Origin of the sequence: Nocardia ignorata NBRC 108230 (genome assembly GCF_001612905.1) — a bacterium.
GTDB classification, from domain to species: domain Bacteria; phylum Actinomycetota; class Actinomycetes; order Mycobacteriales; family Mycobacteriaceae; genus Nocardia; species Nocardia ignorata.
The window spans coordinates 361568-385631 of the sequence record NZ_BDBI01000012.1 but is presented as its reverse complement, the minus strand read 5'-3'; the positions used below and the strand labels follow the sequence as shown (position 1 = coordinate 385631).

Here is a 24064-nt window from a genome sequence, read left to right as displayed (position 1 = left end):
TCCCCAGCCAGGCTCAGCGCTCGGGAAGATCGGCGATCCCGTCGAGGGCCGACCCGTTGCCGACCGTATCCCGGGTGATGTGACTACCACTGCCACGATCGCGGTCAGGTCGACTCGGCGAGCAGGGCGCGGCAGGCGCGGGCGCAGCGGTGGCAGGCTTCGGCGCAGAGGCGGCAATGTTCGTGGTGTCCGGCGTGCCGGTCGCATTCCTCGGCGCAGCGTTCGCAGATCAGGGCGCAGGTCTCGAGCAGGGCGTGGGTGGTGGCCGGGTCGCCGCCACCGCGACGCGACAGCACCGTGGCGGTGGTGCGGCAGATGTCGGCGCAGTCGAGATCTGTGCGGATGCAGCTACGCAGCTCGGCCACCGATTCCTCGCTCAGGCAGGCGTCGGCGCAGATCACGCAGGTTTGGGTGCAGTCCCAGCAGGCCTCGATGCACTCGACCAGCAGGGCCGGGTTCGGTGCGGCGGCGCCCGCTGGGTGCGAACTGAGCATGGCGGCGGTTGTGCTCATCGAATTTCCTCCTCGATCACGGGTGTTCGGGTATCACGGTCGCTGATACCCGACTTCGGTGCTCGCACACCGCCGAGGATCTGTCACACCGATTTCGGCGCCTGTCCGGCCGAGTTCCCGCCCGCGACGGCAAGGCCGACCCGCCGTTGGTACCGGATCCGAGGAAGGCGAATCGACCGCGCCCTCGGAGCGACGCGCCGATCGTCTCGCGGGCGCCAGTCCGCTCGTGCTCTGATAATGCCCCTATGCTTCGATCAGGTCGGTCGTCCAGTGGCGTCTCCTTACGGAAGGTGAGCATGCGCGCGCAGTCCAGCCCAGCAGCGAACGGTCTCGGCCGTCGCGAAGTTCTCGCCGGTGCGGCCGGTGTCGTCGCGGGTCTGACGCTGGTCGGGCTCACCCCGGCCGGTGCCGTGCCCACCGAGGTGGCGAAGTTCGCGCCGAAGGCGGCGCGTGGGGTGCGGGTGCTTGTCACCGGTGACGCCGGGACCGGGACCCGCACGCAGTGGGCCGTAGCCGACGCGGCACGGGAATTCCATGCGCGCGAACCGTTTTCGCTCGCGGTCGGCCTCGGCGACAACATCTACGACTCCGGTCCGAACGGGCCCGACGACATCCAGTTCGCGACGAAATTCGAGGACCCCAACACCGGCCTGGACTTCCCGTGGGCGATGGCGCTCGGCAACCACGACACCAGTTCGGTGTTTCCCGGCGACGGCGGTTGGCTGCCGCGCGGCAACCACGAAGTGGCCTATCACGCCCATTCGCCGCGCTGGTGGATGCCGAGCCGCTACTACTCGCTGCGGGTACCCGAGCAGAACCCCGTCGTGGAGTTCTTCGTTCTCGACGTGAACCCCTTGGCCGCCTACATTCCGCCCGTGTTCGACCCGTATTGGGCGGTCGACGGCCCCTACATGAACGAACAGCGCGCCTGGCTCGACCGGGCCTTGGCCGAGTCGACCGCGCAGTGGAAGATCGCCTGCACCCACCACCCCTACCTGAGCAACGGCTCCCACGGCGACGCGGGCAACTACGAGGGCCTGCCGATCGAACCGCTCAACGGCATCCACGCCAAACGCTTCTTCGAAGACCACGTCCTTGGCAAGGTCTCGCTACTGCTGTCCGGCCACGACCACACCATGCAGATCCTCGAACCCACCCCCGCCACCAAGGGCACCCGCCAGATCATCTCCGGCGCCTCGGCCAAAACCTCCACCGGCCAGCCCGGCGAACCCGCCGGCCGCCACAACGCCCTCTACCAAACCCACCACGAACTGGGCTTCATGGTTCTGGACTTGCACCCGGACTCGATGCGCGCCCGCGTCGTCACCGTCGACCCCGCCACCGCAATCGGCACCCAGGTCTTCGACCGCCGCCTCGCCTGAACCGACTCGGACCGAGCTTCGCTGGTTGTGCGGCTGACGACTACAGGGGTCTTTTCTGGTAGCTGGTCGGCGAGGATGATCGGGGGATGGGCTTCTATACCGATCGGGTTCTTCCGCATCTCACCGACAAGGTGTGTGGGGCGCGGGTGAACGACTCGCTGCGGCGGCGGGTGTGTTCCGGGTTACGGGGGAATGTGGTGGAGGTGGGGTTCGGGTCCGGGAACAATGTGGGGTTCTATCCCGAGACAGTGGAGCGGGTCAGTGGGGTGGAGCCCGCTGATGTGGGGTGGAAGATCGCGGCGAAAAGGGTTGCGGCCAGCCGTGTTCCGATCGAGCGAGCCGGGTTGGACGGGCAGGCGCTGCCGTTCGGGGACGGCAGTTTCGACACCGCACTGTCGACGTTCACGTTGTGCACGATTCCCGATGTCGCGGCGGCACTCGCCGAGATCCGGCGGGTGCTCGAGCCTGGCGGCACCTTGCATTTCGTCGAGCACGGTTTGGCGCCGGACGAGTCGGTTCAGGTGTGGCAGCACCGGCTCGATCCGATCCAGCAGCGGGTCGCCGGTGGATGCCATCTGGCGCGCGACATCCCGGCACTGATCGCCGATGCCGGATTCGAAATAGTGGAACTCGACCGGTTCTACCAACCCGGCGCCCCGAAAGCCTTCGCCGCATTGTCCCTGGGTGTCGCCCGTTGAGCAGGGGTGGAAATCATCGGTTGGCCAGGGACAGCGGCATCGATAGCGTGCGAGCATGACCAGTCGGCTCGCGGCGTTGAACAGCACTTCCGAAGCGACAGCGAAAGCGGTGGCCCTCGATACGGCCAATGCGCAATCGACGACACGGTGCGTGCGGGGTTCCAGGCGGTGCGGGTCGCCGTGCGGATCAACGGTCCCGAGACTCCGCAGCGCGACGCAGAACTGCAGGAAGCCGTCGATGCGCACTGCCCCGTGCTCGATTCGACGACCGGCGTCACACCGGTGAACACCACCCTCGAGGTCGGCTGACTCACCGTTCCGTCGGGCGGACCGTTGTGCTGGTGAGGAACTCGGTGACAGCGGCGGCGACCGCGCTCGGCTGATCGAGCATCGACAACACGTAGGCGTCGTCGATCTCGACCAGTCGGGCGCGGGGGATCAGGTCGGCGAGGCGGCGGCCGTGCTCGCGGGGCATCACCTTGCCCGCCGACGACCACAGGATCAATGCCTCACCCCGGAAGTGTCGCAGCGCTTCGGTTGCGGCGATCAATTCGGCCTTGTCGAAACCGGAGCGGGTGTAGGCGAGCAGGTCGCGGCGGATACCGGCATCGCGCAGACCGGGGTCGGTCCAGGCGCGCACGAGCTCGTCCGACAGAGGGAATTTCGCCATCCAGCCGAACAGCAGTGGAGTCTCGCGCAACCAGCGCACGCGCAACTGGCGCAGGGCCAAGGTGATACCGCCCGGCAGGTAGGAGGCGAGGATCGCGGATTTGCCGGGCAGGCCGGGTGGGAAGTTGTCGAACGCCTCGCTGGGGAAGACGATCAGCCGACCCACCCGCTCGTCGAGACCGTACGCGGTCATAAACAGTCCACCACCCCAGTCCGAGTGCACGAGAGTGACATCGTGCAGGTCGAGAGCGGTGAGGAAGTCCGCGATCAGCCGATTCAGCCCGCGCAGACTCAGGTCGGTGCCCGGACGCAGCGGCTCGGGGTGCGCGCCCAACGGCAGATCCGGCAGCACATAACGGAACCCGGTGGGCAGCAGATCGATGACCGAATCCCACACCCGGTGGTTCATCAACAAGCCGTGCAGCAGCACGACCGGCGGTCCCTCCCCACGCTCTGTGTAGTGGACGCGGCCGGCGGGCAGTTCGACGGACGGCATGAGAACCTCCAGTTAGAGTGAACACTCTAGTGCGTTTGCTCTAGTCTGGAGCGGTGAGGGAGAAGATGTCAACGCCTACCCGGGAACGTCTGGTCACCGCCGTCGCCGAACTGATGCGCACGCACGGGTACAGCGCGATCACGGTCAAGCAGATCACCGCCGCCGCCGACGCGCCGATGGGCTCGCTCTACCACCACTTCCCGCAGGGCAAACCGCAGATCGCCGCGGTGGCGCTGCGTGATTCCGGTGCCGCCTACATCCAGTTGCTGCCGCTGCTGATGGACCCGCACGAGGACCTTGCCGTCGCGGTGTCGTCCGCGTTCGCCGACGCGGCCCGCACGCTCGAGGAATCCGGGTGGATGAATATGTGTCCCGTCGGGACCGTGGCGGGCGAGATCGCCGACTCCGAACCGGACCTGCGGGAGGTGGTGGCCGAGGTCGTCGCGGACTGGATCGACCAGGGCACCACATATTTCGTGCGTCGTGGACTGGTCCAGGACGAAGCGCGCGATCTTGTGCTGGCGATTCTGTCCGCGCTGGAAGGGGCGTTCGTGCTCGGCCGGACATTGCGCTCGGCCGAACCGCTGCTGGCGGCCGGGAATGCGATGCGGGCCCGGGTGGAGGCGGTGCTGACTCGGGCCGAGTCGTAGTTCTCATCGAGCGGGAAAGACGATGCGCGCTACCAGGGCTCGATGGTCGGCGCCGGGCAGATCGACGGTTTCCACGTTCGTGGCGTGCGCGTCGGCGAGTAGGAAATGGTCGATGCCGACCAAGGGGGGTATCGATTTGTCTGTCGGGTAGGTGACCAGATGACCCGCGCCCGCCTGTGCGGCCGCGTCGGCGTAGCGACCCGAGGCAATAGCGCGGTACCGGGCATGGTCGTGGGTGGCATTGAAATCGCCGCCGACGAGCACCGGGCGATCGGCCGGCGCGCCGTCCAGCACCTGCCGGAGCCGTGACAGCTCATCGGCCCAGACACGCGTGTCATAGATCGGGGGCACCGGGTGGAAGGCATACACCGACACCGGACCGACCTCGGGAACGGCGGCGGTGGCCGAGATCTGGTTGAGGACGTACCCGTCGTATTCGACGGTGTCGGACAACGGGTATCGGCTCCAGATCCCGGTCCCGCTCGCGGTCTGACCGGGGGCCAGGTAGCGGTACGGGAGCAGGGCATCCAGACCCGCACGACCCAGGTCCTCGACCGCCGGGCGGGTGAGCTCGTTGACGGTGAGCACGGCGATATCCCGCGCTCGCACCTCGTTCACGAGCACCACCGGATCGGCACCGTCGAACAGCAGATTGGCCTGCATCGCCATGATCGCCGGCCCCTCGCGACCACCATCGGCGAAGTACAGCGGTGCCTGGGTCGCCAGACCGGCGGCGACCACGATCCCCGCCACCCCGGCAGCCACCCACTGCTTGATGCCCGCGAAACCAGCCGCCCCCACCACCGCACCGCACATCAGATACGGCGCCGCCGACGCCGCCAACACGACCGGCTCCACATCCCACCGCGAAAAATGCAACGCCACACCGGCGATTCCGGCCAGCGTCGCCACCCCGGCAACCACCCCGACCCCGATCCGAACAATCCGCGCGCTCACCACGCCAGCCAAACACGCGCAGCGAGACTTTCCGAACCAGGGGCGCGCTCGGCGGGGGCCTCACATTCGTTGTCGCTGTCTCGTCGGACTACCGAAAAGGTCCGAACGTCGCGGAAGGAGACGCGGAATGTCAGGTGAGAGCGAGATCAGGGAATTCTTGGAAAGTCGTACCCGGGCGCACGAATCGAAGGATATCGACGCGGCGATGTCGTTCTATGCGGAGGACCTCGTCTACTACGATGCTGTCGCGCCGCTGCGGTTTTCGGGAACCGAGGAGGTGCGGGCGAACTTTCTGCGGTGGTTCGACGGGTACGACGGGCCGATCGAGCTGGAAACACATGAGCTGACGATCGCCGTCGACGGAGACGTGGCCTTCGCCAACATGCTTCACCTGATTCCGGCAAGCACAAAGGCGGCATCGAATTGTCGATCTGGGTGCGCGAAACCGTCTGCCTTCGGCGGGTGGACGGCCGATGGGTGATCACGCACGAGCACATCTCGATTCCGATGAGCCCCAAGACCTTTCAAGTCTGGTGCGCGCCGAGCAAAGACGCGCCCGCCGATGCGGGCAGGACGATCTTCGGTCTCGCGGCGCGGGCGCTGCTTGCGCGGTTCGGTGTGCGCAGGACAGCCGGCAGGTCGGTGTGATCGAGACGACCACATCGACCTGCTCCGGTTTCGGCTAGGCGCGCGCGGGGCGTTCTGTGAGCAGCAGTGCGGCCGTCAGCACGAGGAACAGCATTGCCGAAATATGCACGCTCAGCGCTGTCGTCACCGTTCCGCCATGCGTCACCACGGCCATTGCGTCGCCGAACGGGATCACCGCATTGATCAGCACGATCCAGCCGAGGACGCGACGGTGACCCAGTGCGAGCACGAGGAACGCCACCGCGGCGATAGAGATATCGCGTACGCCCTTGACGACGAAATAGCCGTCGGCATTGCCGGTGGGCCACGGCGTGATACCGAAACCGGCGGGCGAACTCTCGGGAGCGAGCAGGAAGCTGAGCCCGAAATACAACGGTGCCGCAGCGCAGATCACGGCCATCACGGTGGTGATCCGATACCTCGTGACCACCTTTCGTCCCACTGTGCCGATCCGCGTGCCCTGGGTGCTGATGCTCATATTGCCCTGCCTTTCAATGGGTTTCGATGTGAACGAGACTGCTCGCCGAGCTTTGGAAGGCAGTTGGAGCCGACTTGGAACCGTGCGGGCAGGCGCGCGTACGATATGGCTGGTCATGGTCTTGATCCGGGTGTTGGGCTCGTTCGCGGCCGAGGTCGGCGGCGAACCGCTTCCCCTCGGTGGCCCGCGTCAACGCGGTGTGCTCGCACTGCTGGTGGCCGCGCGCGGGCAGGTAGTGCCGGTGGACCGGCTGGTCGAAGACCTCTGGCGTGGGGAAGCACCGTCGCGGGCGTTGGCGTCGTTGCAGGCGTATGTGTCGAATCTGCGCCGCCTGCTGGAACCGGACCGACCACCACGGGCACCGGCCCGTCTGCTGGTGAGCGCCGCACCCGGTTACGCGCTGCACCTACCCGAGCACGCGGTGGACGCCTGGCGTTTCGAGGAACTACTCGAACAAGCCCGCACACTCACCGATCCCGAGGACACGCGCGCCCGGCTCGACGAGGCATTGGCGCTGTGGCGCGGTCCCGCGTTCGCCGAGGTCGCCGACGAGCCGTGGGTGGCCGCCGAAACAGCACGGCTGCACGAGTTGCGCCTGGTCGCGCGCGAACTGCACATCGATGCAGGTCTGCGCCTGGGCCGGGCCGCGACGGTCGTTCCCGACACCGAGACCCTCACCCGCGACGAACCCCTGCGCGAGGAAGGGTGGCGGCTGCACGCGCTGGCGCTGTGGGGCAGTGGGCGTCAGGCCGATGCGCTGACCGCACTGCGTCGCGCCCGAACCCTGTTCGCCGATGAGCTCGGCCTAGATCCGGGCCCGGACCTGGTGGAACTGGAAGAGGCGATCCTGGCTCAGCGCACGGACTTCCTGCGTGCGGCGGTTCCGGTGGCGTCCTCGCAGCGGACTGTGCTGCCCAGGAGCCGGAATGCGCCCGAAGATGCTGCGGCTGCGGGCGGACCAGGTGCGGTCGGCCCGGGGAAGAATTACTCCGGGAGCGTCGGATCACACTCAGCGGCAACGGCATTCGACAAAGGCCGGTCGCCCACCCCGTTCGTCGGACGCGACCACGAACTCGCAGCCCTGACCAGAGCCGCCGGCCAAGCGATCACCGACGGCGCGAGAACCGCCCTGATCACCGGCGAAGCGGGACAGGGCAAGTCGACCCTGCTCGAGCACCTCGCCACGACACTCACCCGCGACGGATGGCTCGTAGCCGCCGGGCGCTGCCCCGACGTCGACAGCGCACCACCGGCCTGGGCCTGGGTCGAAGTGCTGCGATCGATCGCCGAAAGCGCTGCGCCCCAACCGTTCTCTGACGATCTGGCACCGCTGTTGGGCGACTTCGCGCCCGCACACGGTGACGCGGCAGCCGGACGATTCCGGCTCCGGCGAGCCGTGTGGACCTGGCTCGCCGCAGCCGCCACCGAGCGTCCCGTCGCCGTCGTCCTCGACGACCTGCACTGGGCCGACGCCGCCACCCTGGAACTGCTCACCGGCGGCATCGACACCCGGGCCCCGATCCTGATCGTGGCCGCCTACCGTTCGGACGAAAGCGAGCGCCTCACCGAAACACTCGCCACCCTGGCCCGCACCGCCCCGCTTCGGCTCGACCTGCCCGGACTCGGCCGCGACGCCGTCGCCGAACTCGTGCGAGCCGAATGCGACACCGACGACTCGACCGTGGCCGGAATCGCCGAAAGAACCGGCGGCAACCCCTTCTACGTGCGCGAGACCGCCCGCCTGCTCAACGGTGAAGGCGCACTGGTCGCGCTCTCGGAGGTTCCCGAGGGTGTCCGCGACGTGCTGCGGCGTCGGCTCGCACGGTTGCCCGACAGCGGTGTGTCCGTGCTGCGGTTGGCGGCGGTGGCCGGTCGCGAATGCTCGGTCGACGTGCTCGTGCGCGCCGCCGACACCGACGAGGACGGCGTGCTCGACGCCGTGGACGCGGGCGTCATCGCCGGGCTGCTCGACGAACCGGGGCCCGGTCGTGTCCGGTTCGTGCACGCCCTGGTCAGAGACACCCTGGTCACCGGTGTCAGCCGGGCGCGCACGACGAGGATGCATGCGCGGATCGCGGCGGCTCTCGAAGGCTCCGGCGACATCGTCGCCCTGGCACACCACTGGGCGCGGGCCGGATCGCCGAAAGCCGTCGGGTACTGCGTGCAAGCCGCGGAACTGGCCGAGGCGCGCTACGCCCACGATGTGGCGGTCGCGCTCCTCACCGATGCGGTCGCCGCTGCCCGCGAACCGGACGAACGGGTGGATCTGCTCGGCAGGTTGCTGCGAGCACAGGTCAGAGCCGGGTCCATCGCGGGCGCCAGGCGCACGCGCGAGGAGGCAGTGGAGTTCGCCGAGTCGCTGGGACGTGAGGATCTGATGATCGCCGCGTTCACCGCCTGGACCGAACCGACACCGTGGCAGTCCCGGATGTACGGCACGGTCGACCGCCCGATCGTCGAACGGCTCGCCCGGTTGCTCACCCGCACCGATCTCGACCGCGAGGTGCGCGCTCATCTGCTCATCGCCTACACCCACGAACTGGTCGGCGAAGACGATCCGACGGTCATGCCGGCGGCCCTGGAAGCACTCGAGTCGGCGACCTCCCCGGGTCTGCGCGCCGCCGCCCTGCTGATTCTGGCGCGCGCCTCGCGTCGCCAGGAGTACTCGCGGGAACTCCTGGCGATCGGCACCGAACACGACCTGCCCGTGTACCGCATCACCGCCCTGCTCAACCTGGCTGCCGGTGCCGCCGCCGCCAACGATCCGACGACCATGCGTCGCGTCAGTGAACAAGCGCGCGACCTGGCCCGCGCCTACCGGATGCCCGAAGCGGTCGGCGCAGCCGAGATCGCCCTGGCGACGCTGGTACTGATCGAGGGACGGTTCGCCGACGCCGAACGCCGCTACATCACAGCCACCCAGCGCATGGAACGCGCCGGGTCGGTGCACGCCGCCGGGTTCCTCCGCATCGCCCGCGCGGCGATCTGGATCAACGACGGCACCCTCGGCGCCCACCTGGACGAGGTCCGCGCCGTCCACGCCGCGCTCGGCCCGATGGTCGCCGACCTGCTGACACTGGCCCTGCACGCCGCGGGTCGCGGCAACGAAGTAGTGCCCACACCACCGGCTCCGATCCGAGCCGACTTCTTCTTCACCTTCCTGACGAGCCTGCGCGCGCTGGCCCTGATCGCCGTGAACGACCGCGACGGCGCTGAGCGGGTCTATGCGGACCTGCTGCCACACCGCGCTGGTCCTCCCGCGGGCGCGGAGAGCGTGTCGCTCGCCGTGCGCCCGGTCGCGCACGTACTGGGCGAACTCGCGGTGTTCCTCGGTCGCGGCGACGAGGCGGCCGCGCATTTCGCGCAGGCAGCCGACATCGCCCAACGGTGGAACGCACCACACTGGTCCACCGAAGCCAGGGCACGCGCCGCCGCGGCGATCCGCACCTGACAGCGCAGGTCACGGCGACGTCCGATTCGGCTCCAACTCCCTTCCAAGTCGCACGAGCAGGCTGGAATCCACCAGCACTGATGGAGGAGCGAATCATGAACACAGCCGGAACTTTCCGGGCCGCCGTCGTCCGCACACCCGCCGGACCCGACTCGATCGAGATCATCGACGTCCCCGTCGCCGAGCCCGGACCCGGTGAGGTTCGGGTGGGCGTCGCGGCCGCACCCGTCAACCCCACCGACCTCGGTGTCGTCAGCGGCTTCTTCCACGATCTCGGGATGATTGACCAACCCGAACACACCGGACTGGGCTGGGACTTCGCCGGCACCGTCCTGGCCACCGGACCCGGCGTCGATCTGGCCGTCGGGACCCGAGTCGCCGGTGTCGTGCTCGGCTTCGACCGCGACTTCGGCACCTACGCCGAACAACTCGTCGTGCCCGCCACCGACCTCGCAGTGGTGCCGGACGGGCTCGACCTGGTCCCGGCAGCCACGGTGCCGCTCAGTGGTCTGAGCGCCGCACAGATCCTCGACATGCTCGGCGAGGCACCCGCCGACGGTGACCGGCTGCTGGTGATCGGAGCCGCCGGTGCCATCGGGGCCGGTGTCGCCGCCCTCGCACCCGACCGCGGCTGGCGGGTCACCGGTCTGGCCAGGGCGGCCGACGAACAGTTCGTGCGCGGACTCGGCGCCGACTTCGTCACCGCGGTCGAACCCGGGTGGGACGCGGTCGTCGACGCCACCCCGCAGCAGACGTGGGGCCTGAAACCGGTCCGCGACAGTGGAGTGTTCGTCGGTGTCCGGCCCAATATCGTGCCCGCGGTGGAACGGGGGATCACCGTGAACGTGCTGATGGTGCGATCGGACGGACCACGTTTGGGGCAACTGCTCGCCCTCGCCGCGGCAGGCCGATTGCCTACGCGGGTGCACGCGGTCCTGCCGCTGGACCGGGCCGCCGACGCCCACCGGGCCATGGCCGAGGGTGGGGCGCGCGGTCGTTACGTGCTCGAGCCCTGAGCCCGGCCGGGCGCGGACAGGCCGAGGGTGGTTTCGAGGTGGTGTGCCCACCACTGTGCGTGCGCGTCGAAGGTCGCGGCGGCGTCGGTGAGCCCGGCGCTGCGCCGGAAAGCGTTGCCGTAGCGGACATCCATCGCCACGGCCTGATGCAGGGCCGCGACCGCGTGGCGGGTGTCGTCGAGGCAACTGCCCGGTGGGCGGGCTCGATGCAGGGCCTCGACGACGGGGTCGAGCATGCCGCTGCCCCGGTCACGCCAACCCGCGGCGTGCAGGGCGACGGCCAGATCGGCGTAGCCGCCGCGGTAGAAGTCGTGGAGTGCGGTGATGAGTGCGGGCAGGTCGGCGTTGTCGTCCAGCCACGCCGCGACGATGTCGGCGAGGCCCGCTCGGAGCCGGCGGCCGCCGTGCCGCAAAAGTTCGGTGAGCAGGGTCTGCCGGTTTCGGAAATGATGGGTGACGCCCGCGTCGGTCATGCCGACGCGGGCGGCGACCGCACGGACCTGCACGGCCGCTGGACCGCCCTCGGCCAGGAGCGTCGCGGCGGCGTCGAGGATCGCCTGACGCGCCTCCTCGGGACGCCTCCGCACTCTCGGCATGCTCACATCGTCACACTACCTTGACCCAACAAGGTAGCAAGCCCTACCGTTACCTGGACATGTCAAGGTTTGGGGTACCACGATGATCCATACCGATATCGTCCTCGGCGACGCCACACTGCGCGCCACGGTCCGCGGTCGCGGACCCACGGTCCTGCTGCTGCACGCCGGGGGAGAGCGTCGCGGCGTGTGGTCGCCGATCGCGGCGCGGCTCGAGGCGCGTGGCTACCGCACCGTTGCGGTCGACCTGCGCGGCCACGGCGAGAGTTCCGGGCAGGTCACCACGCTTCGGCCGCTCGCCGACGACGTGGCCGCGCTCATCGGCCGTGAGGCCGGACCCGTGGTGGTCGCCGGAGCCTCCCTCGGCGGCTTCGCTGCCATGGCGGCGCTGGCCGAACCTGCCGTCCGGTCCAAGGTCGCCGGACTGGTCCTCGTGGACGTCGTTCCCGATCCCGACCCGGAGCCGACACGAAACTGGTTGCGCGACCAGGGCTTCGGCGCAAGCCTCGGGGACCTCACCGACGACATCCTCGGATCCGGGCCCGCTTTGCTCAGCACCATCGGCGCAGTGGACCTGCCCATCCTGCTCGTGCGCGGCGGCCGCTCCTTCCTCGCCGACGACGATGTGCACCGTCTGGGCCGGGCGAACCGGCGCGTCACCACTGCCGTGATCGCCGAGGCAGGGCACCTGGTTGCCCGCGACGCGCCGGAAGAGCTAGCGGATCGCATAGCGGTGCACGCCGATACCTGTCTCGACGAGGACACCGTCCGTGCGGCATTCGAATTCCAGCGAGCACTCGGCGCCGAACGCGTCGAGCACCCGGGCGGGAACCTGCTCGATCACCTGCGGCGCGTGCAGGCCATCACCGCGGAGTGGAACGCCCCACGGCGCACCCGGCTCGCCGCGATCTGCCACGCCACCTACGGCACGGACGGGTTCGCCACGGCACTCTTACCGACCACGCGGCGACACCGATTGGCCGAGGTGATCGGTTGTCCTGCCGAGGAATCGGTCTATCTCTACGGCGCCTGCGCCCGCACACCGACCTACCGTGAACTCGGGAAACCGTCACTTCGGGTCACCGACCGCTTCACCGGCGGACCGGTCACGATCACCGGGGACGACCTGTACGCCTTCGCCGTCCTCACCATCGCCAACGAGCTCGACGTGGCACGCCACGCCCGCCTCACACCGGAGATGCGGCAAGGAATCCGCGATCTCGTCACCGCCCTCGCCCACCACGCACCGCGAGAGGCGGCGAAAGCGCTCGCAGACGAGGCGTTGGCCGCGACTGTGCGAGGCTTTTGACGGGCTTGCCTCCGCTCGTCGCTACTCGGCGCCGGTGTAGAAGCCGGCCACGCGGTCGGCGACCGTGCGGGCAGTCGCCGGATCGGTCCCGGCGGTGGTGTGCGCGTCGCCCCAGGCGCTCGCGGCGCGCCGGATGTACTCGGCGCCTTCCGGTGTGGACAGCAGCTTTTCCAGCTCCGCCGGGGTCGCCCTGTCGTCACCGGACAGGAAGAAGCCCACTGCCAGGAACGAGGTTTCCCAGCCGACGCCGGTGGCGCCGGGGCCGTAGGTTCGCCAGTGTTCGTTGTCCGGCACGGTGTGGGTGAGCTCGAGGGCGGCCCCATCCTCGGTGCCGGTGATCGTCACCTCGACCACGCTCGTGTCGTCGCCGTACTCCCAGGTGATGCGCAGCCGTGTCGGCGCGACGCACTCTTCGATGGTGCCGGTCGTTCCGCTGCCGTCGAGCCGGTAGCGGCCGCCCTCCCGCAGCTCACCACCGACGGGCTCGAACCACCGTGACAGGCGCCGCGGGTCGGTGCACGCGTCCCACAGGTCCTCGGGGGTCGTGTCGTAGGTCCGTGCGAGCCGCACCTGTTTCGACGGCCCGAGGTCTGTCATGGTGCGGTTGATCTGATCGATGATGTCGAGCATTGCTGTCTCCTTCAGCTGCGTCGCTCGCGTTTGCCGCGGGCGATCTCGGTGTCCAGGGCGTCGAGCCGGGTTTGCCACAGGTGGCGGAACCGCTCGAGCCATTCGTCGGCTTGACGCATACCGGCGCTGTCGACCGCGTAGAGGCGCCGGGTGCCTTCCGCGCGGACGGTCGCGAACCCGTTCTCCCGCAGTACCCGCAGGTGATGTGACACCGCGGGGTGGGAGATCGGGTATTCCTGTCGCACAGCGTCACTGATCGCGCCCGCACCGCATTCACCGGCGGCGAGAAGTTCCAGAATCCGGCGGCGAACCGGATCCCCGAGGATGTCCAAAGCGTGCACCCCATTATTTAAGCACAGATTTAATTAAGTAAGAATCTAAGCACCGGAGTGATGCCTACGCGGGGCGCGTCGAGACGTCGAACAGTGGTAGGAAAGGGGCGTGGTGGCATCTGGCGAAAGTTCTGGAGTCGATCGACGGTCTCGCGCGGAAGACGAGGTGGTGGGGCTGGTCAGTACGCTGATCCGGTTCGACACCTCCAACACCGGTGAGCTCGCGACCACCAAGGGCGAACGAGAGTGTGCCGAGTGGGTTGCGGCGCAACTGCAGGAGGTGGGGTACGAGACCGAGTACGTCGAATCGGGAGCGCCGGGGCGCGGCAATGTGTTCGCCCGCCTGCGCGGGGCCGATCCGAGCCGGGGTGCGCTGATGATCCACGGGCATCTCGACGTGGTTCCCGCCGAAGCGGCCGACTGGAGCGTGCACCCGTTCTCGGGCGCCGTGCAGGACGGATACGTGTGGGGGCGCGGCGCGATCGACATGAAGGACATGGTCGGGATGACCCTGGCACTGGCGCGTCAGTTCAAGGCCGAGGGCACCGTGCCGCCGCGAGACCTGGTCTTCGCGTTCCTCGCCGACGAGGAGAACGGCGGCAAATGGGGCTCACAGTGGCTGGTCGACAATCGGCCCGACCTGTTCGAAGGCGTCACCGAAGCCGTCGGTGAGGTCGGCGGGTTCTCCCTGACCGTGCCGCGCCCCGACGGCACCGAACGCAGGCTGTACCTGGTGGAGACCGCCGAGAAGGGCCTGGGCTGGATGCGGTTGCGGGCCAAGGCTCGCGCGGGCCACGGGTCGTTCCTGCACGAGGACAACGCGGTCACCATTCTGGCCGACGCGGTGGCCCGGCTCGGGAAACACACCTTCCCCGTGGTGCTCTCGGATTCGGTGGCCGAATTCCTGGCCGCCGTCACCGAGGAAACCGGCCTGCAGTTCGACCCGAACAGTCCCGACATCGAAGGTCAGCTCGCCAAGCTGGGCACCATCTCCCGCATCATCGGTGCCACGCTGCGCGACACCGCCAACCCGACGATGCTCTCGGCGGGGTACAAGGCCAACGTTATTCCGCAGACCGCCGAGGCCGTGATCGACTGCCGGGTGGTGCCGGGGCGTCAGGCGGCGTTCGAACGCGAGGTCGACGAACTGATCGGCCCCGACGTGGAACGCGAGTGGATCACCAAACTCGACTCCTACGAAACCACCTTCGACGGGCACCTCGTCGACGCCATGAACGACGCGGTGCTGGCCAACGACCCCAACGGGCGGACCGTGCCCTACATGCTCTCCGGCGGCACCGACGCGAAAGCGTTCGCCCGCTTGGGAATTCGCTGCTTCGGTTTCGCGCCGCTGCAGCTGCCGCCGGACCTCGACTTCACCGCCCTGTTCCACGGCGTCGACGAACGGGTACCGGTGCAGTCCCTGGAATTCGGCACCCGGGTGCTGGAACACTTCCTGCTGAACAGCTGAACCCGCGGGCCCAGCCGCCAACAACACAGAGAGGCCGCTATGACCTACAACCCGTACGACGCGCTGCCGAAGGTGCCGTCGTTCACCCTCACCTCCACCGACATCACCGACGGGCAGCCGCTGGCCAACGATCAGGTCTCCGGGGTGTTCGGCGCGGGTGGCAAGGACATCTCCCCGCAGCTGAGCTGGTCCGGATTCCCCGAGGGCACACAGAGTTTCGCGGTCACCGTGTACGACCCGGACGCCCCGACCGCGTCGGGATTCTGGCACTGGGCGGTCGCCAACATCCCCGCCTCGGTGACCTCGCTCGACACCGGTGCCGGCAGTGAGGGTGGCGCCCTGCCCGCCGGTGCGGTGTCGTTGCGCAACGACGGTGGGTTCCCCGGGTTCGTCGGCGCGGGTCCGCCGAAAGGTCATGGGCCGCACCGGTATTTCGTGGTCGTGCACGCCGTCGACGTGCCCGAACTCGAAGTCGGCCCCGATGCGACCCCGGCCTACCTCGGGTTCAATCTGTTCTTCCACACCCTGGGTCGTGCCACCCTCGTCGGCACCTACGAACAGCACTGAAAACACCGGTGGCCCCGCACGGATGCGGGGCCACCGGTTCTTTCGGACCTACTTCACGTTCACGACGCCCGCGGGCGGTTCTGCCGCGTAGAGCTCGGCGATGCGGTCGGCGTATTTGTTCGCGATGGGGGTGCGCTTGAGCGACATCTTCGGGGTCAGCTCGTCGCCACCGGGCTCCCACAGCGTCTCGACGATGTGGAATCGCTTCACCTGCTCCACCCGCGACAGCTTGCGGTTGCCCGCGAGCACCGCCTCCTTGACCTCCTCGATGATCTCGGGGCGACGCGACAGTTCGGCCAGGGTGGCGTCGGTGGCACCGAATTCCTTGGCGCGCAGGGCGGCGACGTCGGGATCGAGCATGATCAGGGCGGTGATGTAGGGGCGGGCGTCGCCGATCGCGACGGCCTGGCCGATCATCGACGAGGCCGCCTTCATGGCGTTCTCGATATTGGAGGGGGCGATGTTCTTGCCCGCCTCGCTGATGATGAGCTCCTTCTTGCGGTCGACGATGCGCAGGTAGCCGTCGGCGTCGAGCGTGCCCACGTCGCCGGTGTGCAGCCAGCCCGCGTCGTCGATGGCTTCGGCGGTCTTGTCGGGCATGTTGCGGTAACCGCGGGTGATGATCGGGCCACGGATGAGGACCTCGCCGTCGGCGTCCAACCGCAACTCGACCCCGTCCATGACGCGACCGACCGAACCGGGGCGCGGTTTGTCGATCTCGGTGAACGTGCCGACACCCGAGGTCTCCGACATACCCCACACCTCGCTCACCGAGAAGCCGAGGCCGAGGAAGTACTCGAGAGTCTCCGGCGGCACCGGGGCGGCACCGGAGGCGGCGACCTTCAGTTCGGCGAAACCGAGCGCGTCACGCAACTTCGACAGCACCAGCGCGTCGGCGATCCTGTGCTGCACACCGAGCAGCAGCGACGAGCCCTCGCCCGCCAACTTGGCGCGCGCATCGGCGACGCCGACACCGATCGCCCAGTTGGCCAGCGCCTTCTTCACCGGGCTCGGTTCCACGGCGAGCTTGTTCTCGATACCGGTCTTGATCTTCTGCCACACCCGTGGCACACCGAAGAACACCGTCGGGCGGGCGTCGGGCAGGGCGGCGGCGATCTCGCGCGGATCCGGGACGGTGGTGATCTGCACACCGGTGAGCAGGCTGATCGCGTGCGCGGAAATGCGGTCGGCGACATGGGCGGCGGGCAGATACGACACCGCGCGGTCGTCGAAACCGACCGGCAGCGGGCCGGAAACCAGGCCGACGACCTGGGCGATCACATTGCCGTGGGTGAGCTCCACACCCTTGGGCGGGCCGGTGGTGCCCGAGGTGTAGATGAGGGTGGCCAGGTCGCCGGGCTCCACGGCCTGCCAGGCGGCGTCGAAATCGAACTCCGGCAGCGGGTCCGATTCGAGCTGGGTGAGTGACACGGTGTTCTCGGCGGTGCCGTCGACGAGGACCGTGTGCGCGATCTCGGCGCCGGATTCCCGGATCGCATCGAGGAAGGCCTGCTCGGTGATGACCACCTGGTTGCCCGCGTTGGCGAACACGTGCGCGATCTGCTCCGGCGAGCTGGTGTTGTACACCGAGAACGGGGTGGCGCCCAGGTGCAGCGCGGCGGTGTCGACCAGGTTGAACTCGGGCCGGTTGGTGAGCATGATGCCCACCGAATCGCCGTGTCCGACACCGAGCTTCGCGAGGCCGGCGGCCAGGGCGCGCACCCGGGTGGCGTATTCGGACCAGGTGATCTCCTGGGTGCCGCCGACGGTGCGCAGCGCGATCTGGCGGGGCCGCAAGGCGGCGGTCTGCTGGAAGGCGGCGGGTACGGTGTGCACCGTGACCCCGGAAGCGTGCGCGAAACCGATCTCTGTCATATCCCTGTTCCCATAGGCCGAGCTGAAGTGCCGAACCAATGAGACGACTTTCCTCGCATCATCTCGAGGCGAAGACGTCAAAAGTGGCACGGCTCACATATCGTAGCCGGATATCGGGAATCCCGGGGCGTTTACCTGCGGCGACCGGGCCACCACCACATCCGGCGGCGGGTGCCGGCGACCATATCGTCGGCGGGGATGGTGTGGTGACGGTGCACGCGTTTGGCCTGCAGATACCGTCTGCCGCGGGCCGAGGAAAGGGTGATCGTCAGGGGTACCGGGTCCACATCGATGCCCGCATCGGTCAGTGCCCGGCACTTGTCGGGGTTGTTGGTCAGCAGGCGTACCCGGCGCAAGCCCAGCTCGGCGAGCGCGTCGGCGGCGGGCGCGAAACGGCGGGTGTCGGCGGGCAGGCCGAGGCGCTCATAAGCCTGGAACGTGTCGGCGCCCGACAATTCGCTTTCCCGGTACCCCCTGGCCTTCCAGATCAGGCCGGCGCCGCGCCCCTCCTGCTCCAGATAGACCAGCACACCACTGCCCTCGGCTTGGATGCGGTCCATCGCGGTGCGCAGTTCGGCGCCGCAGTCGCAGTCGTCGGAGCCCAGGCTTTCGCCGTAGAGGCAGCGTGAATGCACCCGCACCAGGCAACCGTCGCCGGGATCACCGAAGACCAGCAGATGCCCGCCGTCGTCGGGGTCGGCGATCTCGACGACCCGTACCGGAAGCTGCCCGCCCGCGCGGCCCAAACGGTGGGCGGTGTCGGACCCGGCGCGTGTGCTCGCGGCACTGCCGAACGACAGGATGGTCAACGATCCTCCGAGGTGGGACGGGGTGCGGTGCGACGCCGCGACTTTACCCCCGGATCAGGCGCGCGGCGCGTACAGGCGCACGATGCGATCGATGTCGTCGACACCGGGCATGGTCACCGCGACCGCACCCAGCTTCTGGGTCGGAATCATCGCGGCGGTGGCCCACGCGAAATCGGCTGCGGTGAGCGCGGTTCGGCTGTTCACCAGCCGATGCGCCAGCGCCCCGGTGAACGCCGCCGCCGCACCGACGGAGGCCTTGAGCACCTGCGGGAAGTGATCGATGACGGTGTTCACCGTGTCGGAGGCGACCGCGCACTGGAAGTTCTCGACCGTGCACACCGTGCCGACGCCGAGCCCGCGCAGTAACCGGGCGATGTCGTCGCCGGACTCGGCGGGCACGTCGGGCAGCAGCGCGGCGAGTTCGGCGGCCGTACCGACCAGGTAGTCGACGGCGCCGAAATGCTGGTACAGCCCTTGGGGAACCGGCATCGACGGGGTGGGACACACGATCACGGGCGGTTTGGGTTGCAGCTGCGACACCGTGGCCAGCACCTGTTCGATCACCGCCGGGGGCTGCTCGAAACTCAGGATCACCACATCCGAGGACTCGAGGGCGGCACGCAGTTCGGGGCGGTGGAGGTCCTCGTCCTGCAATTGCACCCGGGTGTCGCGGCAGCCGATCATCCGCGATTCGCCGTTGGGAGCCAGCACGACGGCGGTCACCAGCGACGGCGCGAACAGGACCACCTTCACCAGATCGAGGTGCACGCGCTCGGTTTCGAGGAACTCACGGATGCGGCGGCCGTACTCGTCGTCGCCGACCGCGCACACCAGGTGCACGTCGATGCCGAGCCGGGCCGCCGCCACCGCCCGGTTCAGGCCTTTGCCGCCGGGATGGCCGGTGAAGCTGCCGCTGGCCGCGCTGGTGGCGGTGGGAAAGTCGTCCACCCGGTACAGGTGGTCGATCACCGCGTCACCGAACACCGTCACCACCCCGCGCTGGGCGGGCGGCGGCGCGGTCGGCGCGGGCGCGGCGGGCTGAGCCATCGGATAGCCCGAGTCGGCGGCGAGCAGCCCGGCCAGGGCGGTGAACGCGGCGTGTTCGGCGACGGTGCGCAGGCGTTTGACGGTGGGGGTCTCCGGGATCGGGTCGACATCGAGCAGGGTGTGCAGCGCGACCCACTGTTCGGTCAAGGCCTCTCGACGTTCGCCGAGGTTGTCCGCATACAGGCGATCGACATCGACACCGACGCCCGGCCGGTCCCGCCACAACCCCAGACACAGGGCGGCATCGACGATGAGCCGATCGGTCGGGGAGAGCCACTGGGCGACCTCGCGCACCACCGGCAGGATCGCGGCTTCGACACTGTCACCGGTGCGCCTGGCGTGCCTGCGCACCGACAGCAGCTCGAGCAGCGGCGCGGCGTCGATCTCGGTGTGGCGCAAGCGTTCCGCGCTCAGGCCGGAGTATTTGCCGAGGCGCGTGAGGATGCTGCGGATAGCGGCGACACGGGCGTCCTGGGGAACCATCGACATGTCTGCCTCCCGTCACCTGACGACCCGCGACCACGCGGTCGCCGGACTGCGATCGCCACAATGCCGGGTTTGCCACGCCCGGTTTGCGGCAATTACCTCTCTACAATGGCAATTGACCCGGACAAAAGGCAAATGCCACACTGGGTTACGGGGGAGCGCCCGCCCCGCCGGACACCCGGACAGGTGAAGCGCTCGCCGGGGAAGGCAGGTCCGCGATGATTTTCCGCACCGACGACACCATGCGCAGCGACCGCACACCGGAATACGCCGAACGCGTCGGCCCCGATTCCTGGACCCTGAGCTGGTTGCCCGGCTATCTGCTCACCACGGAACAGGCTCGCGCGGGCATGGAACTGGACGAACTCGTCAGCGATCTCGGCATGGCCTACGACCGCATCGCCCACGCCGAGATCAGCGCCCGCGCCGACATCCTCGGCATGATGTGGCAGCAGGCGCTGATCAAACTGGCCAAACGACTCGACACTCGCGCCGGTCGCGAACCCGCGGGCGAATCGTTCCACGATCCGCCCGACCGCCGGGTCGGGTGGGGGCCGCCGAAATTGCGGCACGGCGACCGTGCGCGGAATGTGTACTACGGGTGAGGTTCAGGCCTTCGCGGTGCGGTGTTCGGCGCCGACGGCTTGGGCCAGCGAGGTGAAACCGCCCGCGCGCAGGTTGGCGGCGATGCCGCGATGGATGCGGGTGGTCCAGAAGGGGCCGCCGTAGATGAAACCGGTGTAGCCCTGCAGCAGGGTGGCACCGGCGAGGATGCGCTCCCAGGCCTGCTCGGGGGTTTCGATACCGCCCACCGAGATCAGGACGAGCTTGTCGCCCACGCGCGCGTAGAGGCGGCGCAGGACCTGCAGGGAACGCTCGGCCACCGGGGCGCCGGACAGCCCGCCCGCGCCCATCGCCTCGACCTCGGCGGCGGGAGTCTTCAGGCCGTCGCGGCGGATGGTGGTGTTGGTGGCGACGATGCCGGCCAGACCCAGCTCGACAGCGAGGTCGGCGACGGCGTCGATGTCGTCGTCGGACAGGTCGGGGGCGATCTTCACCAGCACCGGCACCGACACCACCTCGAGCACGGCCGCCAGGATCGGGCGCAACGATTCGACCGCCTGCAGATCGCGCAGGCCGGGGGTGTTGGGGGAGGACACGTTGACCACGACGAAGTCGGCCAGCGGACCGAGCAGGCGCGCGCTGGTGGCGTAATCGGCTGCGGCCGCATCGGGTTCGACGACCTTGGTCTTACCGATGTTCGCGCCGATCGGCACCGTGGGGTGCGCGCCGTGCAGGCGGGCGGCCGCGGCGGCCGCGCCGTGATTGTTGAAGCCCATGCGGTTGATGAGGCCGCGATCGGCCGATACCCGGAACAGGCGCGGCGCGGGATTGCCGGGCTGGGCCTGGGCGGTGACGGTGCCGATCTCGGCGAACCCGAAACCGAGCGATCCCCAGGTGTTCGCGCCGTCGGCGTTCTTGTCGAAACCGGCGGCCAGCCCGAGCGGGGCGGGGAAATCGACACCGAACGCGGTGGTCGCCAGGATCGGGTCCTCGACGACGGTGAGCTTGCGCGCCACCCATCGCGTGGGCGGGAACCAGGTCGCGAACCGCAGGGCCGCGAACACCAGGTGGTGCACCCGCTCCGGCGGGATCAGGAACATCAAACGTAATAGCAGGGCGTACATGGGTCGGCTCACAATCCGGGTTCGGGCACAGGGAGGACGGCGGTCTTGCGGCGGCGCAACAACACCCGGCGGCTGCCGTCGTTGTAGGCGCGCACCCGCGACAGTTCCCAGCCACCGAATTCGGCCTGGATGGCCAACCGCATGGAGGCGGAGACCCGGGTGACCTCCGGTGGCAGGCGAAGCGGCACGTATTCGTAGTCGTCGTTGCTGGTCTCCCAGCTCGGGGGAGTCGCCATCACAGCCCTCTCTTCCGCTGTCCGGCCCCGATCCGCTGCAGACCCTCGCCCGCGGCCGAGGCGACGAACAGGTCGCCGGTGCGTTCGTCGACGGCGATCGCGTCGGGCTGACGCACGGTGGTCAAGCGGTCGACCTCGACACCGATGCCGGTCGACAGGTCGTACCCGACGACCTCGTTGCTCTCTGTGCACGACACCCAGACCGTGTCCGAGCGCGGATCGTAGGCCAGGGCGTAAGGCGCCGATGCTACCGGGAACCGCTGACGCAGCACGAGCGGACCGGCCGAGTAGACGAGCAGTTCACCCCCGTCGGTGTCGGCGACGAGGATGCGGCCGTGCGGGTCGGCCAGGGCATTGGTCGCGCCGTCGCCCGCGCGCAGCATCAGGCCGAGCGCGTCGGTGCCGACACCGACGACGGCGGTCTGTTTGCGGTCGAGGACGGTGATGTCGTCGCCGGTGACCGCGAGCGCGTCGGCCGAGACGAGACCGGTGACGGTGCGGGTGACGACGCCGGTGGGGTCGAGGACGCGGACGGTGCCGTCGGCGGTGCCGACGACCAGGCTCGCATCGGGCCGGATCTGCACACTGCGCACGTCACCCTCGACGGGCAGTTCGGTGATCGCGCCCGAATCGGCACGCACCCGCAGCACCCGGCGGTCGGCGGCGACGAGCACCTCTCCGGCCGTCCCCTGCGCCAAGGCGGCGCCCGCGACGGGCAGGGTTACCCGCTGGGTGCCCGCCGAGTCGATCAGGGCGAGCGTCGTGCCCGCGGTGTCGAGCGCGGCGAGCCGACCGGTCGCGCGTTCGGCCAGTAGCGCTTTCGTTGCCGACAGCGGCGTGACACTCCCGGCCGGGACACCTGCCACGACGGGCGAGACCGCGGCGCGCGCCGGTTCCCGGGTCGGCACAGAGGGGCCGCTGTCCTCACCCGCGCAACCGGTGGTCACCACAAGTGCCACCAGCAACGTCGAGGCGACCGAGCCACGAAGGCGCATGCACCGAACTCCTTCAATTCCGCACGAGATGACCGCAGATCACCATCTGACCATGATGACTCACCAGTAGCTCCGACCGGGTGGCCCGCGCCGCGACGTCGGTGACGCGCGTTACTGTTGACGTGTCGACAACTGATCGCCCCTCGCAGCGGCAGGAGAACACACGATGACCGAGCCCACCGCGTCGGGTTTCGGTATCGATGACCTCTCACTCGGCCCGTTCGCCCACGGTTTCGGCACCACCGACGACGGACGGCCCTTCGCCTTCCGCACCCGGCGCGCCACCCTGACCGTCCAGATATACCGCCCCGACCTGGGCGAAACCGTGCCCGGCTCGGCCGATGTGGTGGCCCAGGCCGGCGCGCAGGTCACCGATATCGACCTCGACGACGAGCGAAGCGTCGTCGCGTTCGTGCGCGACCTGATCGAGCACGCGCAACCCGTGCATCGACCCGAAACCAGTGTTCGCGGCATCCTCGGCCGGATCGGTTCCGTCATTGATGGTATGTAGATGGTGATGTCTTCCACACTTCTCGCCAGGGCCGCTGCGGCCACCGCCTGCCTCACGGCCCTCGCCGTCCTCACCGCCTGCGGTGGGACCGACGAGGCCTCGGTCGACGCCGCACGGTCCTCGGCCAACGCCTCCCTGTCCTCCTCGGTCGCGATCTCGTCGAGCAAGGCCAATGTGCCGCTGCCGACCGCCGCCGAACTCGACGCGCAGATCAAACGCGCGCTCGACCCCAACCTGCCCGACGACGAACGCACCGCTCTCATCGAGGACGGCGCCGCGTTCAAGGACGCGATCCCCGACATGTACAAGGCGCTGCGCGACAACCCGCACGCCGTGTACGGGGTCGTGGACCCGGTGTTCGACAACCGCGACGGCACGCTCACCGCGACCATGCGCCTGGACAAGGACGGGTCGGGCACCAATGTCCGCACCACCATCGTGCATTTCGTGCTGATCGACGGGAATTGGAAGATCTCGCGCACCGATCTGTGCGGCATCCTGCGCTCGGCCGACTACCGCACCGCCGCCTGCGGCTGAGATGCGGGAATCGCGGTC

At 68.8% G+C, this 24064-nt stretch carries 26 protein-coding genes and 1 pseudogene; 14 read left to right on the top strand and 13 right to left on the bottom strand.

From position 1 onward, the window contains the following. Positions 1 to 104: 104 nt before the first annotated feature. On the bottom strand, positions 105 to 512 hold the full coding sequence (locus NI2_RS12880) for a four-helix bundle copper-binding protein (protein ID WP_067490132.1): 408 nt from the start codon (positions 510 to 512) through the stop codon (positions 105 to 107). A gap of 296 nt (positions 513 to 808) precedes the next feature. Here NI2_RS12880 and NI2_RS12875 point away from each other — a divergent pair, with 296 nt between their 5' ends. The 3 genes and pseudogenes from NI2_RS12875 to NI2_RS12865 form a co-directional block, all read left to right on the top strand. Next, the gene (locus NI2_RS12875) at positions 809 to 1894 is read left to right on the top strand and encodes a metallophosphoesterase (RefSeq protein ID WP_067490129.1); all 1086 of its coding nucleotides are present in this window, start codon (positions 809 to 811) and stop codon (positions 1892 to 1894) included. 86 nt (positions 1895 to 1980) lie between these two features. Further along, complete coding sequence (locus tag NI2_RS12870; RefSeq protein ID WP_067490126.1) at positions 1981 to 2592, top strand: class I SAM-dependent methyltransferase; 612 nt, start codon at positions 1981 to 1983, stop codon at positions 2590 to 2592. A 123-nt stretch (positions 2593 to 2715) separates the two neighbouring features. Continuing rightward, positions 2716 to 2901: pseudogene (locus tag NI2_RS12865) on the top strand (OsmC family protein); the annotation flags it as partial. A gap of 1 nt (position 2902) precedes the next feature. Here the strand turns inward: NI2_RS12865 and NI2_RS12860 are convergent. Then, positions 2903 to 3757, bottom strand: coding sequence for an alpha/beta fold hydrolase (locus NI2_RS12860; protein WP_067490123.1), 855 nt, complete (start codon positions 3755 to 3757; stop codon positions 2903 to 2905). 65 nt (positions 3758 to 3822) lie between these two features. On the opposite strand from NI2_RS12860, the gene NI2_RS12855 reads away from it, so the two are divergent. Further along, a complete protein-coding gene (locus NI2_RS12855) occupies positions 3823 to 4407 on the top strand; it encodes a TetR/AcrR family transcriptional regulator (protein WP_067490120.1) in 585 nt (194 codons plus the stop codon). Positions 4408 to 4410: 3 nt separating this feature from the next. Here the strand turns inward: NI2_RS12855 and NI2_RS12850 are convergent, their stop codons facing one another. After that, a complete protein-coding gene (locus tag NI2_RS12850; RefSeq protein ID WP_307657047.1) occupies positions 4411 to 5364 on the bottom strand; it encodes an endonuclease/exonuclease/phosphatase family protein in 954 nt (317 codons plus the stop codon). Positions 5365 to 5491: 127 nt separating this feature from the next. Here NI2_RS12850 and NI2_RS12845 point away from each other — a divergent pair, with 127 nt between their 5' ends. Continuing rightward, the gene (locus NI2_RS12845; RefSeq protein ID WP_208115371.1) at positions 5492 to 5845 is read left to right on the top strand and encodes a YybH family protein; all 354 of its coding nucleotides are present in this window, start codon (positions 5492 to 5494) and stop codon (positions 5843 to 5845) included. Beyond that, positions 5800 to 6012, top strand: a complete 213-nt coding sequence (locus NI2_RS34745; RefSeq protein WP_371851972.1) for a nuclear transport factor 2 family protein — start codon at positions 5800 to 5802, stop codon at positions 6010 to 6012. Before NI2_RS12845 ends, NI2_RS34745 begins: the two co-directional genes overlap by 46 nt. A gap of 34 nt (positions 6013 to 6046) precedes the next feature. On the opposite strand, the gene NI2_RS12840 is transcribed toward NI2_RS34745, so the two are convergent. Beyond that, the gene (locus NI2_RS12840; protein ID WP_166655794.1) at positions 6047 to 6490 is read right to left on the bottom strand and encodes a DUF4267 domain-containing protein; all 444 of its coding nucleotides are present in this window, start codon (positions 6488 to 6490) and stop codon (positions 6047 to 6049) included. Between the two features lie 115 nt (positions 6491 to 6605). Between NI2_RS12840 and NI2_RS12835 the strand changes: the two genes are divergently transcribed. Both NI2_RS12835 and NI2_RS12830 read left to right on the top strand, forming a co-directional pair. Beyond that, positions 6606 to 9941: an ATP-binding protein gene (locus tag NI2_RS12835; protein WP_067490114.1), complete on the top strand. Its 3336-nt coding sequence runs from the start codon at positions 6606 to 6608 to the stop codon at positions 9939 to 9941. A 95-nt stretch (positions 9942 to 10036) separates the two neighbouring features. Further along, the gene (locus NI2_RS12830) at positions 10037 to 10957 is read left to right on the top strand and encodes a zinc-binding dehydrogenase (RefSeq protein WP_067490407.1); all 921 of its coding nucleotides are present in this window, start codon (positions 10037 to 10039) and stop codon (positions 10955 to 10957) included. On the opposite strand, the gene NI2_RS12825 is transcribed toward NI2_RS12830, so the two are convergent. After that, a complete protein-coding gene (locus NI2_RS12825; protein ID WP_208115373.1) occupies positions 10939 to 11553 on the bottom strand; it encodes a TetR/AcrR family transcriptional regulator in 615 nt (204 codons plus the stop codon). The genes NI2_RS12830 and NI2_RS12825 overlap by 19 nt on opposite strands. A gap of 82 nt (positions 11554 to 11635) precedes the next feature. Here NI2_RS12825 and NI2_RS12820 point away from each other — a divergent pair, with 82 nt between their 5' ends. Next, positions 11636 to 12862 carry an alpha/beta fold hydrolase gene (locus NI2_RS12820; protein WP_067490108.1) on the top strand — a complete coding sequence of 409 codons (1227 nt, stop codon included), beginning with the start codon at positions 11636 to 11638 and terminating at the stop codon, positions 12860 to 12862. A gap of 21 nt (positions 12863 to 12883) precedes the next feature. On the opposite strand, the gene NI2_RS12815 is transcribed toward NI2_RS12820, so the two are convergent. Then, the gene (locus NI2_RS12815) at positions 12884 to 13492 is read right to left on the bottom strand and encodes an SRPBCC family protein (RefSeq protein WP_067490105.1); all 609 of its coding nucleotides are present in this window, start codon (positions 13490 to 13492) and stop codon (positions 12884 to 12886) included. Positions 13493 to 13503: 11 nt separating this feature from the next. Beyond that, positions 13504 to 13833, bottom strand: coding sequence for an ArsR/SmtB family transcription factor (locus NI2_RS12810; protein ID WP_067490102.1), 330 nt, complete (start codon positions 13831 to 13833; stop codon positions 13504 to 13506). Between the two features lie 100 nt (positions 13834 to 13933). Here NI2_RS12810 and NI2_RS12805 point away from each other — a divergent pair, with 100 nt between their 5' ends. Continuing rightward, on the top strand, positions 13934 to 15295 hold the full coding sequence (locus NI2_RS12805) for a M20/M25/M40 family metallo-hydrolase (protein WP_084476381.1): 1362 nt from the start codon (positions 13934 to 13936) through the stop codon (positions 15293 to 15295). Between the two features lie 39 nt (positions 15296 to 15334). Beyond that, complete coding sequence (locus NI2_RS12800; protein ID WP_067490099.1) at positions 15335 to 15862, top strand: YbhB/YbcL family Raf kinase inhibitor-like protein; 528 nt, start codon at positions 15335 to 15337, stop codon at positions 15860 to 15862. A gap of 48 nt (positions 15863 to 15910) precedes the next feature. Here the strand turns inward: NI2_RS12800 and NI2_RS12795 are convergent, their stop codons facing one another. The 3 genes from NI2_RS12795 to NI2_RS12785 form a co-directional block, all read right to left on the bottom strand. Next, positions 15911 to 17737, bottom strand: coding sequence for an AMP-dependent synthetase/ligase (locus NI2_RS12795; protein ID WP_067490097.1), 1827 nt, complete (start codon positions 17735 to 17737; stop codon positions 15911 to 15913). 131 nt (positions 17738 to 17868) lie between these two features. Beyond that, the gene (locus NI2_RS12790; RefSeq protein WP_067490094.1) at positions 17869 to 18546 is read right to left on the bottom strand and encodes a GTP cyclohydrolase II; all 678 of its coding nucleotides are present in this window, start codon (positions 18544 to 18546) and stop codon (positions 17869 to 17871) included. Between the two features lie 54 nt (positions 18547 to 18600). Beyond that, a complete protein-coding gene (locus tag NI2_RS12785) occupies positions 18601 to 20082 on the bottom strand; it encodes a PfkB family carbohydrate kinase (RefSeq protein ID WP_084476380.1) in 1482 nt (493 codons plus the stop codon). Between the two features lie 215 nt (positions 20083 to 20297). Between NI2_RS12785 and NI2_RS12780 the strand changes: the two genes are divergently transcribed. Then, a complete protein-coding gene (locus tag NI2_RS12780; RefSeq protein WP_067490091.1) occupies positions 20298 to 20684 on the top strand; it encodes a hypothetical protein in 387 nt (128 codons plus the stop codon). Between the two features lie 3 nt (positions 20685 to 20687). Here the strand turns inward: NI2_RS12780 and NI2_RS12775 are convergent, their stop codons facing one another. Genes NI2_RS12775 through NI2_RS12765 form a run of 3 tightly spaced genes read right to left on the bottom strand, consistent with a single transcriptional unit; the run spans position 20688 to position 22998 of the window. After that, complete coding sequence (locus NI2_RS12775; protein ID WP_067490088.1) at positions 20688 to 21767, bottom strand: quinone-dependent dihydroorotate dehydrogenase; 1080 nt, start codon at positions 21765 to 21767, stop codon at positions 20688 to 20690. 8 nt (positions 21768 to 21775) lie between these two features. After that, positions 21776 to 22003, bottom strand: a complete 228-nt coding sequence (locus tag NI2_RS12770) for a DUF5703 family protein (RefSeq protein ID WP_067490085.1) — start codon at positions 22001 to 22003, stop codon at positions 21776 to 21778. Beyond that, positions 22003 to 22998 carry an NHL repeat-containing protein gene (locus NI2_RS12765; protein WP_067490082.1) on the bottom strand — a complete coding sequence of 332 codons (996 nt, stop codon included), beginning with the start codon at positions 22996 to 22998 and terminating at the stop codon, positions 22003 to 22005. Before NI2_RS12765 ends, NI2_RS12770 begins: the two co-directional genes overlap by 1 nt. Positions 22999 to 23164: 166 nt before the next feature. Here NI2_RS12765 and NI2_RS12760 point away from each other — a divergent pair, with 166 nt between their 5' ends. Beyond that, on the top strand, positions 23165 to 23509 hold the full coding sequence (locus NI2_RS12760; RefSeq protein ID WP_067490079.1) for a hypothetical protein: 345 nt from the start codon (positions 23165 to 23167) through the stop codon (positions 23507 to 23509). A gap of 6 nt (positions 23510 to 23515) precedes the next feature. After that, the gene (locus NI2_RS12755; protein WP_243749995.1) at positions 23516 to 24046 is read left to right on the top strand and encodes a WKL family lipoprotein; all 531 of its coding nucleotides are present in this window, start codon (positions 23516 to 23518) and stop codon (positions 24044 to 24046) included. Positions 24047 to 24064 lie beyond the last annotated feature (18 nt).